Annotated in this window: 12 protein-coding genes; 10 read left to right on the plus strand and 2 right to left on the minus strand. The window is 60.4% G+C overall.

The window, feature by feature from the left end; translation table 11 throughout:
- The first annotated feature begins 1 nt into the window (after position 1).
- The 9 genes from leuD to KDX39_RS13480 all read left to right on the plus strand — a co-directional run bounded on the left by leuD (position 2) and on the right by KDX39_RS13480 (position 9,350).
- Positions 2–643, plus strand: a complete 642-nt coding sequence (gene leuD / locus KDX39_RS13440; RefSeq protein WP_099227199.1) for a 3-isopropylmalate dehydratase small subunit — start codon at positions 2–4, stop codon at positions 641–643.
- Between the two features lie 214 nt (positions 644–857).
- Positions 858–1,622: a class I SAM-dependent methyltransferase gene (locus KDX39_RS13445; RefSeq protein ID WP_231660690.1), complete on the plus strand. Its 765-nt coding sequence runs from the start codon at positions 858–860 to the stop codon at positions 1,620–1,622.
- A 67-nt stretch (positions 1,623–1,689) separates the two neighbouring features.
- Entirely contained in the window at positions 1,690–2,772 is a 1,083-nt protein-coding gene (leuB, locus tag KDX39_RS13450; RefSeq protein WP_099227201.1) for a 3-isopropylmalate dehydrogenase, read from the plus strand.
- Positions 2,773–2,842: 70 nt separating this feature from the next.
- The gene (gene asd, locus KDX39_RS13455) at positions 2,843–3,955 is read left to right on the plus strand and encodes an aspartate-semialdehyde dehydrogenase (protein WP_210043624.1); all 1,113 of its coding nucleotides are present in this window, start codon (positions 2,843–2,845) and stop codon (positions 3,953–3,955) included.
- A 177-nt stretch (positions 3,956–4,132) separates the two neighbouring features.
- Positions 4,133–5,137, plus strand: a complete 1,005-nt coding sequence (locus tag KDX39_RS13460) for a 2-dehydro-3-deoxygalactonokinase (RefSeq protein ID WP_231660691.1) — start codon at positions 4,133–4,135, stop codon at positions 5,135–5,137.
- A gap of 1 nt (position 5,138) precedes the next feature.
- Positions 5,139–5,768 (plus strand): 2-dehydro-3-deoxy-6-phosphogalactonate aldolase, encoded by a 630-nt coding sequence (locus KDX39_RS13465; protein ID WP_099227204.1) that lies wholly within the window; start codon positions 5,139–5,141, stop codon positions 5,766–5,768.
- A gap of 61 nt (positions 5,769–5,829) precedes the next feature.
- Positions 5,830–6,978, plus strand: a complete 1,149-nt coding sequence (dgoD, locus tag KDX39_RS13470) for a galactonate dehydratase (protein ID WP_004882597.1) — start codon at positions 5,830–5,832, stop codon at positions 6,976–6,978.
- Between the two features lie 183 nt (positions 6,979–7,161).
- A complete protein-coding gene (locus KDX39_RS13475; RefSeq protein ID WP_231660692.1) occupies positions 7,162–8,472 on the plus strand; it encodes an MFS transporter in 1,311 nt (436 codons plus the stop codon).
- A gap of 65 nt (positions 8,473–8,537) precedes the next feature.
- On the plus strand, positions 8,538–9,350 hold the full coding sequence (locus tag KDX39_RS13480) for an IclR family transcriptional regulator (protein WP_231660693.1): 813 nt from the start codon (positions 8,538–8,540) through the stop codon (positions 9,348–9,350).
- Position 9,351: 1 nt separating this feature from the next.
- Here the strand turns inward: KDX39_RS13480 and KDX39_RS13485 are convergent, their stop codons facing one another.
- Positions 9,352–10,404, minus strand: coding sequence for an NAD(P)-dependent alcohol dehydrogenase (locus KDX39_RS13485; protein ID WP_099227238.1), 1,053 nt, complete (start codon positions 10,402–10,404; stop codon positions 9,352–9,354).
- Between the two features lie 180 nt (positions 10,405–10,584).
- On the opposite strand from KDX39_RS13485, the gene KDX39_RS13490 reads away from it, so the two are divergent.
- Complete coding sequence (locus KDX39_RS13490; protein WP_231660694.1) at positions 10,585–11,490, plus strand: AraC family transcriptional regulator; 906 nt, start codon at positions 10,585–10,587, stop codon at positions 11,488–11,490.
- A 58-nt stretch (positions 11,491–11,548) separates the two neighbouring features.
- On the opposite strand, the gene KDX39_RS13495 is transcribed toward KDX39_RS13490, so the two are convergent.
- Positions 11,549–13,204, minus strand: coding sequence for an electron transfer flavoprotein-ubiquinone oxidoreductase (locus KDX39_RS13495; RefSeq protein ID WP_231660695.1), 1,656 nt, complete (start codon positions 13,202–13,204; stop codon positions 11,549–11,551).
- Positions 13,205–13,697: the final 493 nt, after the last annotated feature.

Consider the following 13,697-nt stretch of genomic DNA (forward strand, 5'->3'; position numbering starts at 1 on the left):
CATGAAAGCCTTTACCCAGCACAATGGCCTGGTCGCTCCTCTGGATCGCGCCAACGTCGACACCGACCAGATCATTCCCAAGCAGTTTCTCAAGTCGATCAAGCGCACCGGTTTTGGTCCGAACCTGTTCGATGAGTGGCGTTATCTGGATGTGGGTCAGCCCTACCAGGACAATTCCAAGCGCCCGTTGAACCATGAGTTCGTGCTCAATCACGAGCGTTATCAGGGTGCCAGCGTGTTGCTGGCCCGCGAGAACTTCGGTTGCGGCTCCAGCCGCGAGCACGCGCCGTGGGCGCTGGAAGAGTACGGTTTCTGCGCGATCATCGCGCCCAGCTATGCCGACATCTTCTTCAACAACAGCTTCAAGAACGGCCTGCTGCCGATCATCCTCACCGAAGCTGACGTTGACGAACTGTTCAAGCAGGTCGAAGCCAGTCCGGGTTATCAACTGACCATCGATCTGCAGGCCCAGACCGTGACTCGTCCCGACGGCAAGGTGCTGAGCTTCGAGATCGATGCGTTTCGCAAGCATTGTCTGCTAAATGGCCTGGACGACATCGGCCTGACGCTGATGGACGCCGATGCCATTGCAACGTTCGAGAGCAGGCACCGTGCAAGCCAGCCGTGGTTGTTTCGCGACTGACAGGTAGTGGCTGTCGCCTGGCGAGCGCAGAAAGTGTGGGAGGCGGCTTGCCGGCGATGCGGTTTTAGAGACGACATCTCCATGCCTGAGATGACGCCATCGCCGGCAAGCCGTCTCTCACAGGAAATTTCGGCGTGTCTGTCGGTTTTGTGCTCGCGAAAGCCATGGCACGAACGCCGCAGTTAAATACCTTTGAACATCAGAGCATCCACTCATGACCACCTCCGCCCACACCCAGGTTGTACAACGTCAATTCGGTGAACAGGCTTCGGCCTACCTGAACAGCGCCGTGCACGCGCAAGGGGCCGAGTTCGCGTTGCTACAGGACGCGGTCAGGGGGCGGGGCGATGCGCGGGTGCTGGATCTGGGGTGCGGCGCAGGCCATGTGAGCTTCAATGTTGCGCCGTCTGTCGCTGAAGTGATCGCGTACGACCTGTCGCAGCAGATGCTCGACGTAGTCGCCGCTGCGGCTATCGACAAGGGGTTGAGCAACGTTCGCACGTTATGCGGTGCGGCCGAACGCTTGCCGTTTGCCGATGGCGAGTTCGATTTTGTGTTCAGCCGCTACTCGGCCCACCACTGGAGCGATCTGGCCCTGGCGTTGCGTGAAGTGCGCCGTGTGTTGAAGCCGGGCGGTGTGGCGGCGTTCATTGACGTGATGTCGCCGGGCAGTCCGCTGCTGGATACGTATTTGCAAACGGTTGAAGTGCTGCGCGATACCAGCCATGTGCGCGATTATTCCGCCGCCGAATGGCTGCATCAGGTCAGCGACGCGGGGTTGTTCACCCGCAGCCATACCCGCCAGCGTCTGCATCTGGAGTTCGGTTCGTGGGTGGAGCGCATGCGCACGCCACAGCCACTGCGGGTGGCCATACGCGAGCTGCAGCAGGCGATGGGCGATGAAGTGCGTCAATATTTCGAGATTGACGCGCAGGGTTCATTCAGTACCGATGTGCTGGTGCTGTGGGCCGAGCGTTAATCTTTTTGCGGCTTGAAACGTTATAAACGGGCGCTGTCCGAGGCGTCGATAAAACATCGAGGAAGTTATGAGCAAGCAGATTCTGATTCTCCCGGGTGATGGCATTGGTCCGGAAATCATGACCGAAGCGGTCAAGGTGCTGGAGCTGGCCAACGAGAAGTATCAGCTGGGTTTTGAATTGACTCACGACGTGATCGGTGGCGCCGCCATCGACAAGCACGGTGTGCCGCTGGCCGACGAAACCCTGGACCGCGCCCGTAAAGCCGACGCCGTTCTGCTCGGCGCCGTGGGTGGCCCGAAGTGGGACACCATCGAACGCGACATCCGTCCTGAGCGTGGCCTGTTGAAGATCCGTGCGCAACTGGGCCTGTTCGGCAACCTGCGCCCTGCGATTCTCTATCCGCAACTGGCCGACGCCTCTAGCCTCAAGCCCGAAATCGTTGCCGGTCTGGACATCCTGATCGTGCGCGAGCTGACCGGCGGTATCTACTTCGGCGCGCCACGCGGTGTACGTGTTCTGGACAATGGCGAGCGCGAGGCTTACGACACGCTGCCGTACAGCGAGAGCGAGATCCGTCGTATCGCTCGCGTCGGCTTCGACATGGCCATGGTGCGCAACAAGAAGCTGTGCTCGGTGGACAAGGCCAATGTGCTGTCGTCCAGCCAGCTGTGGCGCGAAATCGTCGAGCAGGTCGCCAAGGATTACCCTGAAGTCGAACTGAGCCACATGTACGTCGACAACGCCGCCATGCAACTGGTGCGTGCACCCAAGCAGTTCGACGTGATCGTGACCGACAACCTGTTCGGCGATATCCTGTCCGACCAGGCTTCGATGCTGACCGGCTCCATCGGCATGCTGCCGTCCGCGTCGCTCGATACCAATAACAAGGGCATGTACGAGCCTTGTCACGGTTCTGCACCGGACATCGCAGGCAAAGGCATTGCCAACCCGCTGGCGACTATCCTGTCGGTATCGATGATGCTGCGTTACAGCTTCAATCTGACCGACGCCGCCGACGCCATCGAAAAAGCCGTCAGCGTGGTTCTGGATCAGGGGCTGCGTACCGGCGACATCTTTTCGACGGGTAACACCCAGGTCGGCACGCAAGAAATGGGCGACGCAGTAGTCGCCGCGCTGCGGAATCTGTAATCTCTCTGGCCCGCCATTCTGCTGTGCATCCGCAGAATAGCGGTCCCACTTTTTTTCTAGGTGTGTTGCGATGAAACGTGTAGGTCTGATCGGTTGGCGTGGCATGGTCGGTTCCGTGCTCATGCAGCGGATGCGGGAAGAGCAGGACTTCGATCTCATTGAGCCGGTGTTCTTCACTACCTCCAATGTCGGTGGCCAGGCGCCTTCGGTGGGCAAGGACGTTGCGCCACTGAAAGATGCGTACAGCATCGACGAGCTGAAGACCCTGGACGTGGTGTTGACCTGTCAGGGCGGCGACTACACCAACGAGGTGTTCCCCAAGCTGCGTGAGGCGGGCTGGCAGGGTTACTGGATCGACGCGGCGTCCAGCCTGCGCATGCAGGATGACGCTGTCATCGTGCTGGATCCGGTCAACCGCAAGGTCATCGATCAGCAGCTTGACGCCGGTACCAGGAACTACATCGGCGGCAACTGCACCGTCAGCCTGATGCTGATGGGGCTGGGCGGTCTGTTCGAAGCCGGTCTGGTCGAGTGGATGAACGTCATGACGTACCAGGCGGCTTCCGGTGCCGGTGCGCAGAACATGCGTGAACTGATCAAGCAGATGGGCGCTGTGCACGCGTCGGTTGCCGATGAACTGGCCAACCCGGCCAGTGCCATTCTGGACATCGACCGCAAGGTGGCCGAAGCCATGCGCGGCGAAGCGTTCCCGACCGAGAATTTCGGTGTGCCGTTGGCCGGCAGCCTGATTCCCTGGATCGACAAGGCGCTGCCGAACGGCCAGAGCCGCGAAGAATGGAAAGGCCAGGCCGAGACCAACAAGATTCTGGGTCGCTTCAAGAGCCCGATTCCGGTCGACGGCATCTGCGTGCGCATCGGCGCCATGCGTTGCCACAGCCAGGCACTGACCATCAAGCTGAACAAGGATGTGCCGATTGCGGACATCGAAGGCTTGATCAGCCAGCACAACCCTTGGGTCAAGCTGGTGCCGAACAACCGTGAAGCCAGCATGCAGGACCTCAGCCCAACGGCTGTGACCGGCACCATGAGCATTCCGGTGGGTCGTCTGCGCAAGCTGAACATGGGCTCGCAGTATCTGGGCGCCTTCACTGTCGGTGATCAGCTGCTGTGGGGTGCGGCCGAGCCGCTGCGCCGCATGCTGAGAATCCTGCTGGAACGTTGATCGCAACGCTGCTGCACCCGAACCCGCGCCCTGATCAGGACGCGGGTTTTTTATTGCCTGCTGATAACCTGATATTAATCCCAATATATGGGATTGAAATTTACATATTGAGATAACTTCGATTTCGGGTTTATAGTCTGTCCTGCACTCACTTCCAAAAATACAAAAGGTGAAGCAATGCAGGCGCACTTGATCGCGCTCGACTGGGGGACGACCTCTCTTCGTGCTTATCGACTTGGCGAACACGGCCAGGTTCTGGAACAACGCGCTCTGAGCGCGGGCATCATGCAATTGCCGAATGCCCCACGGATGATCGCAGGCGTGCTGTGCAGCGACGGTTTCGAGCTGGCCTTCGATGAAGCGTGCGGCGACTGGCTCGACGCGCGGCCCGATGTACCGGTGATCGCCTGCGGCATGGTGGGCAGCGCACAGGGCTGGCGCGAGGCGACCTATCGCGAGGCGCCGGCCAGCGTCGATGAGCTGAGTGCGGCGTTGCAAACCGTACGCAGCGTGCGTGGCGTCACCGTTCATATCATCCCCGGTGTGCTGCAGCGTTCGACGCTGCCCAATGTCATGCGCGGAGAAGAGACCCAGGTGCTGGGCGTGCTGGCCGGCCTTGACGAGCAGTCGGCCAGCCAGCCGCTTTTGATCGGTCTGCCGGGCAGCCACTCCAAGTGGGTGCAGGTGGCGCAGGACCGCATCGTTCATTTCGATACCTTCATGACCGGCGAGGTCTACGCGGCGTTATGCGCCCATACCATTCTTGGGCGCACCATGCGGCCGGGCGATACGTTCGACAGCGCCGCGTTTGATCGTGGGCTCGCCAATGCAAAGTCGGAGGAGGGCGCTGCCGGTCCTCTGTCCACCATCTTCAGTTGCCGCACGCTCGGCCTTACCGGCCAGTTGCCTGCGAGCAGCCAGCCGGATTACCTGTCCGGTCTGCTGATCGGTCATGAATTGACCTCGCTCGCCAGACTTCAATACGACGCCCATGGCGGTCTGCCCGCGGTGATTCTTATCGGCAGCGAGTCACTGTGCGAGCGCTATGCGCGTGGCCTGACCGCCTGTGGCTTTCTTCGGGTGACGGTGGCCGCTCAGGCGACCGAACGCGGCCTCTGGCAGGTCGCGGTTCAGGCTGGCCTGGTCGCGCGCCAGTCATCCCATTACGTTCAAGAGGTGTGACATGCTCAAGCAAGCATTGAAGGAAAACGGCCTGGTCGCGATTCTGCGCGGCCTGCGCCCCGAAGAAGCTCCGGCGATTGGCGACGAGCTGTATCAGGCGGGCTTTCGGGTCATCGAAGTGCCGCTCAATTCTCCCCAGCCGTTCGACAGCATCGGTCTGTTGCGCCAGCGCCTGCCTGCCGATTGCCTGATCGGTGCCGGAACCGTGCTGACGCCTGAGCAGGTCACGCAGGTCAAGGACGCAGGCGGGCAGGTCATCGTCATGCCGCACAGCGATCCCAAGGTGCTGCGTGCGGCCAAAGCGGCCAACCTGTTCCTGTCGCCGGGCGTGGCTACGCCGACCGAGGCCTTTGCCGCGCTATCGGAAGGCGCTGATGTGCTCAAGCTGTTCCCGGCCGAGCAAATGTCGCCGGCGGTGGTCAAGGCCTGGCTGGCGGTGCTGCCCGCAGGCACGATCCTGTTGCCGGTTGGTGGCATCACGCCAGACAACATGAAGGTGTTTCTCGACGCGGGCGTCAAAGGTTTCGGCCTCGGCTCAGGGCTGTTCAAGCCGGGCATGAGTGCGGCCGACGTCGCCGAGCGCGCCAAGGCCTATGTGGCCGCCTGGAAAGAACAGACTTCGTCGCTTTGAAACGGATCGGCGCGCCAGACGCAGCCGCTCGACAAGAGAATCAATAAGAGAAACCGTACTCATGAAAATCACCAAACTGACCACCTTCATCGTTCCGCCGCGCTGGTGTTTCCTGAAAGTCGAGACCGACGAGGGTGTCGTCGGCTGGGGCGAGCCGGTCGTCGAAGGCCGTGCCCATACTGTCGCCGCTGCCGTTGAAGAGCTTTCCGATTACTTGATCGGCAAGGACCCACGCAACATCGAAGACATCTGGACCGTGTTGTACCGCGGCGGCTTCTACCGTGGCGGGGCGATCCACATGAGCGCGCTGGCCGGCATCGATCAGGCGCTGTGGGACATCAAGGGGAAAGCGCTGGGTGTGTCGGTCAGCGACCTGCTCGGTGGTCAGGTGCGTGACAAGATTCGTGTCTACTCCTGGATTGGTGGCGATCGCCCGGCCGACACGGCGCGAGCTGCACGGGAAGCGGTCGAGCGTGGCTTCACGGCGGTGAAGATGAACGGCACCGAAGAGCTGCAGTTCCTCGACACCTTCGACAAGGTCGATCTGGCCCTGGCCAACGTCGCAGCCGTGCGTGATGCGGTCGGTCCGAACGTCGGTATCGGTGTCGATTTCCATGGCCGCGTACACAAGCCGATGGCCAAAGTGCTGATGAAAGAGCTGGACCCATACAAGCTGATGTTCATCGAAGAGCCGGTGCTCAGCGAAAACTACGAAGCGCTGAAAGAACTTGCACCGCTGACCAGCACGCCGATTGCGCTGGGCGAGCGGCTGTTTTCGCGCTGGGACTTCAAGCGTGTATTGAGTGAAGGCTACGTCGACATCATCCAGCCGGACGCGTCCCATGCGGGTGGCATCACCGAGACGCGCAAGATCGCCAACATGGCCGAAGCCTACGACGTCGCGCTGGCGCTGCACTGTCCGCTGGGCCCGATCGCACTGGCGGCGTGCCTGCAACTGGACGCGGTCTGCTACAACGCGTTCATCCAGGAGCAGAGCCTGGGCATTCACTACAACGAAAGCAACGACCTGCTGGACTACGTCAAGCACCCGGAAGTCTTTGACTACGACAAGGGCATGGTCAAGATCCCCAACGGACCGGGCCTGGGCATTGAGATCAACGAGGAATACGTCAAGGAGCGCGCCGCCATCGGCCATCGCTGGCGCAACCCGATCTGGCGTCATGCCGATGGCAGTTTTGCCGAGTGGTGATCTGACCCGGCGCAGGCGCCGCATGCCTGATCGTGCCAATGCTCCGCGTGGGCACGCCGCCCCTGTCAGGGGAAGGGCGCAGAGCGTCCCGAGCGGCATTCCCACGCAGCGCGTGAGGAAAGATCTACACGATCTGCCGACACCACACCGTCCTCAATAAATCCAAAAAGAGGAAACATCTGAATGCGCACTCGTACGATGGAGGGCGCGGCATCACTGGTGGCGCCGTCCCGCAAACGTTTTTTTATCATGGTGCTGCTGTTCATCACCGTGGTCATCAATTACCTGGATCGCAGCAATCTGTCGATTGCCGCACCGGCGCTGACGTCCGAGCTGGGCATCGATCCGGTTCACGTGGGTCTGATCTTCTCCGCCTTCGGCTGGACCTATGCGGCCATGCAGTTGCCGGGTGGCTGGCTGGTGGACCGCGTGCCGCCGCGCATTCTCTACACCGTGGCGCTGATGTTGTGGTCGATCGCCACCATCATGCTTGGTTTTGCCGCCAGCTTCATTGCGCTGTTCGTGCTGCGCATGGCGGTCGGTGCGCTGGAAGCGCCGGCCTATCCGATCAATAGCCGCGTGGTGACCACTTGGTTTCCTGAGCGCGAGCGTGCCACGGCGATTGGTTTCTACACGTCCGGGCAGTTCGTTGGTCTGGCATTTCTGACGCCGGTGCTGGCCTGGCTGCAGGCGCATTACGGCTGGCACATGGTGTTCGTCGCCACCGGCGGCGTCGGTGTGCTCTGGGCGGTGATCTGGTACGCGGTGTATCGCGAGCCGCGCGATTTCAGGGGCGTCAACCAGCAGGAAATCGACCTGATCCGTGAAGGCGGCGGGCTGGTGGACATTCAGAAGGACGTCGAAAAGCAGAAGCAGGGTTTCAGCTGGCTGGACCTGGGCATCGTGCTGAGCAAGCGCAAGCTCTGGGGTATTTACCTAGGCCAGTTCTGCCTGAACTCCACACTCTGGTTTTTCCTGACCTGGTTTCCTACCTATCTGGTGAAATACCGGGGCATGGACTTCATCAAGTCCGGGCTGCTGGCGTCACTGCCGTTTCTGGCCGCCTTCGTGGGCGTGTTGTGTTCCGGCTTTTTCTCCGACTGGCTGATCCGTCGCGGGCACACCGTGGGCTTTGCTCGCAAGTTGCCGATCATTGCCGGTCTGCTGATTTCCACGTCGATCATAGGCGCCAACTTCGTCGAATCCACGCCGCTGGTCATCGCGTTCCTGGCGCTGGCGTTCTTCGGCAACGGACTGGCCTCGATCACCTGGTCGCTGGTTTCGACACTGGCCCCGGCGCGGCTTCTGGGTCTGACAGGCGGCACCTTCAACTTCATCGGTAATCTGGCGGCCATCGCCACGCCGATCGTGATCGGCTTCCTGGCCTCGGGCGATTCGTTCGCACCGGCCATCACCTACATCTCGGTGCTGGCACTGCTGGGTGCGCTGTCCTACATCCTGCTGGTGGGCAAAGTCGAGCGTATCGAACTCTGATATCGACGTGTCCTGACGCTGGCGACGATAATGCCGTCAGCGTCCCGATCTGATTAAGGCTTGTCATGCACAACGAACCGCTTCCCCCTGAAAACCCTGCAGGCAAAGAGTCGGCACCCGCCGGCACCCAGACCCTGTTGCGCGGCCTGGGTGTGGTTCAGGCCGTGGCCAGTGGTGCCCGGGACCTGAAGGAAATTGCCCGTCTGATCGGCACCACGCGCAGCACCACCCATCGTCTGGCCAGTTGTCTGGTGGACGAGCGCTATCTTCGCGTGGTCCCGCAGGTGGGTTATCTGTTGGGGCCGAAACTGATCGAACTGGGTTTTCAGGCACGTGAAGAAGTGCCGCTGGCGATTCTGGCGCGGCCGTTTCTGGACAGGCTGTCGGCGTTGACCGGAGACACCGTGCATCTGGCGGTACGCGAAGGCGATGATGTGCTGTACCTGCACAAGAATCCCGGTCGCAATGGCCCGGAGATGCGTTCCCGGGTAGGGCATCGCATGCCGTTGGTGCGTACCGGTATCGGCAAGGCTCTGTTGCTGGACAGCCCGGAGGCCGAGTGGCTGCGTCTGTATGAAATCAGCCTGCCAGCGTCAGGCAGGCATCCGCTGTGGCCCAATCATGAACAACAGACATGGGAACAGCTGCAGCAGCGCAGGCAGGAATATGTGGCGGGAGGTTACGCGTTCGATCTGGAGGACAACGAACCGTCGATCCGTTGTGTTGCGGCGCCGGTGCGTGATGCCAGCCAGCAGATTGTGGCCGGCATCAGCGTCGCCAGTACGGTTCCGTACATGCCCCTTGAAAAGATGGCCGAACTGGTCCCGTTGATCAAAGAGATCGCAGCGGGACTGTCGGCCGAACTCGGGGCAGCCTGAATCAGGCTTTGAGCGTAGCCATGTCAATGACGAAGCGGTACTTCACGTCACCGGCCAGCATGCGCTCGTAGGCTTCGTTGATGTTGCGGATGTCGAGCATCTCGATGTCGCAGGTGATGTCGTTCTCGGCGCAGAAATCCAGCACTTCCTGGGTTTCTGCGATACCGCCGATCAGCGAGCCGGCCAGTACGCGACGGCTCATCACCAGATTGGCGGCATGCACCGGCGGTTCAACCGGTTCGATCAGGCCGACCAGAATGTGCACACCGTCGAAACGCAGGGTCTGCAGGTAGGGGTTCAGATCGTGCTGGACCGGAATGGTGTCAAGCAGGAAGTCGAAGTGACCTGCGGCCGCTTTCATCTGTTCGGCATCGGTGGAGACGATCACGTGATCGGCGCCCTGGCGACGCGCTTCCTGAGCTTTCGACGCGGAACGGGTGAAGAGGGTGACTTCAGCGCCCATCGCCTTGGCGAACTTGATGCCCATGTGGCCCAAGCCGCCCATCCCCAGAATGCCGACCTTGTCGCCGGCTTTCACGCCGTAGTGCTTGAGCGGCGAATAGGTGGTGATGCCTGCACACAGAATCGGAGCAGCAGCGGCCGGATCCAGCTTCTCGGGAACGCGCACCACGAAGTGCTCGCTGACCACGATGCTGTTGGAGTAACCGCCCATGGTGTTGCTGCCGTCCACGCGATCTGGCGTGGCGTAGGTCATGGTCGGGCCTTCGAGGCAGTACTGTTCGAGATCCGACTGGCACGCCGAACATTGGCGGCAGGAATCGACCATGCAGCCGACACCGACCAGATCACCGACTTTGTATTTAGTCGCGTTGGCGCCGGTGGCTGTGACGCGGCCGACAATTTCATGGCCTGGCATCAACGGATAAACGGCAATACCCCATTCGTTGCGCGCCTGGTGGATATCGGAGTGGCAGACGCCGCAGTAGAGGATTTCGATGGCAACGTCGTCGGCACGCGGAGTGCGACGTTCGAAAGTCATCGGGGCGAGGGGGGCGGTGGCTGACTGGGCGGCGTAACCGATGGCTGTGTACATAAATATGACCTCGCGAAATGATACGGAGAAGAGGCGAATCATTGTCCGCGTGATGGGCGTGTATCGCTAGGGTGATTCCTCCGTGTTTCATGCCTATTCCTCCGGAGCCAGGATCCGGGTGACGCTCAAACGCGCAAATCTGCGATCATAGAGCTGTCTGATTCTCTGCCGGTACTTCTTATGTCGCTCCTTCATCCTGTCGATGGCAATGTTGTTCTGGTTTCGTTGATCCAGCCCTTGGCGGTGCGCCCCGGCTTTGTCGACACGCACTTGCCTGAGGTGCGCGTGCTCTCGGCGTTCAGTTATGTGGCCAGTAGCCCGCAGATGTATGAGCCTAGCCTGATGATCGTGGTACAGGGCAGCAAGATCGCCTGCCTGGGGACGCGCACATTCGAATACGGCACTGGCCATTACCTGATTCAGGCGCTGTCGGTGCCCTTCAAATGCGAGACCTTTGCCACGCCGGACAAGCCGCTGTATGGCGTATCGGTATCCATCGACCGGGTATTGCTGGGTGAGCTCGTGCAGGTGATGGGCTCGCTGTCGCCCCAGGATTGCCAGCCGCAGACGCCGGAGTCCATGACCTCGGTACTGATCGATGCCGGAATGCGTGACAGTGTCGAGCGGCTGCTGCGCTGCCTGCACGACCCGCTGGAATGTCAGGCAATGGGGCAGGCGCGGATTCGTGATGTGCTGTACAGCGCGCTGCGCGGCCCGCAGTCAGGCGTGCTGCGTGCGCTGGTCGAGCAGCAAGGGCAGTTCGCCCGGATCGCATCGGCGGTGACCTACCTGCATGAGCATTACGCCGAAGCACTGAATGTCGATACGCTGGCTAGTTGCGCGAACATGAGCACCTCGACCTTTCACGAACATTTCAAGCGCAGCACCTTGTTGTCTCCGGTGCAGTACCTCAAGCGCCTGCGACTGCTCAAGGCTCAGCAATTATTGGTGGCTGAAGGGCTGGGCGTTGCGCAGGTGGCGTTGCGGGTCGGTTATCAGAGTGCGTCGCAATTCAGTCGTGAGTACAAACGCTATTTCGAGCGCAGTCCGGGTGAGGAGGGCGCCTATCCGGGCGTTCCCGCCTGATCTGCTGATACAAACAATAAAGGCTCCCGAGGGAGCCTTTATTGACTGGTAGCAACTTTTACATGTTCGGGTAAGTCGGACCGCCAGCGCCCTCTGGTGCCACCCAGGTGATGTTCTGGGAGGGGTCCTTGATATCGCAGGTCTTGCAGTGTACGCAGTTCTGGGCGTTGATCTGGAAGCGCTTCTCGCCGTCTTCCTTGGTGATCACTTCATACACGCCCGCCGGGCAGTAGCGCTGGGCGGGTTCGTCGTACAGAGGCAGGTTCTTGCTGATCGGGATGCTCGGGTCGGTCAGCTTCAAGTGGCAAGGCTGCTCCTCTTCATGGTTGGTGCTGGAGAGGAATACCGAGCTGAGTTTGTCGAAGCTGAGCTTGCCGTCGGGTTTCGGGTAGTCGATCTTCTTCGAGTCGGCGGCCAGCTTGAGGCAGGCATAGTCCGGCTTGGTGTCGTGCAGCGTGAACGGCAGTCTGCCACCGAAGATGTTCTGGTCGATGAAGTTGAACGCACCGCCCTTGATAGCGCCGTACTTGTGAATCGCCACGCCGAAATTACGGCTTGTAAACAGCTCATCATGCAGCCAGCTGGCCTTGAACGCCTCGACGTAGGAAGTCAGCGTGTCGCCGCCCTCCTTGCCTGCCAGCAAGGCTTCGGCAACCGAATCGGCCGCCAGCATGCCGGATTTCATGGCGGTATGGCTGCCCTTGATCTTGGCGAAGTTCAGGGTGCCCAGGTCGCAGCCGATCAGTGCGCCGCCCGGGAAGACCATCTTCGGCAACGAGTTCAGGCCGCCCTTGGCAATGGCGCGGGCACCGTAGCTGATGCGTTTGCCGCCTTCCAGGTATTGTTTGATGACCGGGTGATGCTTGTAGCGCTGGAATTCGTCGAACGGTGACAGGTACGGATTGGCGTAGGAGAGATCGACGATCAGACCGACTACCACCTGATTGTTTTCCAAGTGATAAAGGAAGGAGCCGCCCGGATTGGCGTCGTCCAGTGGCCAGCCTGCGGTGTGCACCACCAGGCCCTGTTCATGCTTCGCCGGATCGACTTCCCAGATTTCCTTGAGACCTATTGCGTAATGCTGCACGTCGGCTTCATTGTCCAGATCGAAACGCTTGATCAGCTGTTTGCCGATATGGCCACGGCAGCCTTCGGCAAACAGCGTGTACTTGGCGCGCAATTCCATGCCGGGCGTGTACAGGCCTTCTTTCGGGTTACCTTCGCGGTCGACACCCAGGTCGCCGGTGATGATGCCACGCACGACGCCGTTTTCGTCGAACAGGGCTTCCTGAGCCGCGAAGCCGGGGTAGATCTCGACGCCGAGGTTTTCAGCCTGCTGGGCCATCCAGCGGCACAGATTGCCCAGCGAAATGATGTAGTTGCCTTCGTTGTGCATGGTCTTGGGCACGAAGAAGTTCGGGACCTTGCGAGCCTTCTCGGCATCATTCAGGACGTAAATGTCGTCGCGCTTGACTGGTGTGTTGAGCGGGGCGCCCAGCGCCTGCCAGTCAGGGAACAGTTCGTTCAGGGCGCGGGGTTCGAACACCGCACCGGACAAGATATGTGCACCGACTTCCGAGCCTTTTTCCACCACGCAGACGCTGATTTCCTGCCCGGCTTCGGCAGCCTTCTGCTTGAGGCGGCAAGCGGCTGAAAGCCCGGACGGGCCGGCTCCGACGATGACGACGTCGAATTCCATGTATTCGCGTTCCACAGGCTATCTCCTACTCTCAAGGCTCACGGTATTTTTTTATGGGTCACGGTGGACCGACATACGGACTTGGACCGCACATCTTTTTAAGGCGTGCAGTATATCTACACCACTGTACGGGTCCAATACAAACGTTTGTTTGAATCGGCCGCAGGCCAGATAAATCAAAGATGCGCGACTCATGACTGGCCGATTTGGCGTATTGACCGGAAAAGGCGTTGCGGTCAAGATACGGGCGGTTTTGCGTTTGCCGTAGGCTGAAACGGGCTTCCACGGACATCTCTTGCGGATATCTGTAGCGGACCCCGGAAAAAGGCATCAGGCAAATGCAGTGCAGGCAGTCACGTAAACGGCCAGTGTCGCCCGGCGCATTTTACACACCCTGCCGGTGCATGACGGGTGACGCCCTGTTTTTATCGGGCTTTTGGCGGGATTTGCATGAAGTCATGTTCGCCTGCACGAATACGATTGCTTGTTGAGGACACATATCGATCGC

This window comes from Pseudomonas sp. CDFA 610 (assembly GCF_021147865.1).
In the GTDB taxonomy this organism is placed as follows: Bacteria; Pseudomonadota; Gammaproteobacteria; order Pseudomonadales; family Pseudomonadaceae; genus Aquipseudomonas; species Aquipseudomonas alliivorans.

Excerpts from the sequence above, each read along its gene's own strand:
- leuD (WP_099227199.1), top strand. The coding sequence starts at position 2 with ATGAAAGCCTTTACCCAGCACAATGGCCTGGTCGCTCCTCTGGATCGC.
- KDX39_RS13445 (WP_231660690.1), top strand. The coding sequence starts at position 858 with ATGACCACCTCCGCCCACACCCAGGTTGTACAACGTCAATTCGGTGAA.
- leuB (WP_099227201.1), top strand. The coding sequence starts at position 1,690 with ATGAGCAAGCAGATTCTGATTCTCCCGGGTGATGGCATTGGTCCGGAA.
- asd (WP_210043624.1), top strand. The coding sequence starts at position 2,843 with ATGAAACGTGTAGGTCTGATCGGTTGGCGTGGCATGGTCGGTTCCGTG.
- KDX39_RS13460 (WP_231660691.1), top strand. The coding sequence starts at position 4,133 with ATGCAGGCGCACTTGATCGCGCTCGACTGGGGGACGACCTCTCTTCGT.
- KDX39_RS13465 (WP_099227204.1), top strand. The coding sequence starts at position 5,139 with ATGCTCAAGCAAGCATTGAAGGAAAACGGCCTGGTCGCGATTCTGCGC.
- dgoD (WP_004882597.1), top strand. The coding sequence starts at position 5,830 with ATGAAAATCACCAAACTGACCACCTTCATCGTTCCGCCGCGCTGGTGT.
- KDX39_RS13475 (WP_231660692.1), top strand. The coding sequence starts at position 7,162 with ATGCGCACTCGTACGATGGAGGGCGCGGCATCACTGGTGGCGCCGTCC.
- KDX39_RS13480 (WP_231660693.1), top strand. The coding sequence starts at position 8,538 with ATGCACAACGAACCGCTTCCCCCTGAAAACCCTGCAGGCAAAGAGTCG.
- KDX39_RS13485 (WP_099227238.1), bottom strand. The coding sequence starts at position 10,404 with ATGTACACAGCCATCGGTTACGCCGCCCAGTCAGCCACCGCCCCCCTC.
- KDX39_RS13490 (WP_231660694.1), top strand. The coding sequence starts at position 10,585 with ATGTCGCTCCTTCATCCTGTCGATGGCAATGTTGTTCTGGTTTCGTTG.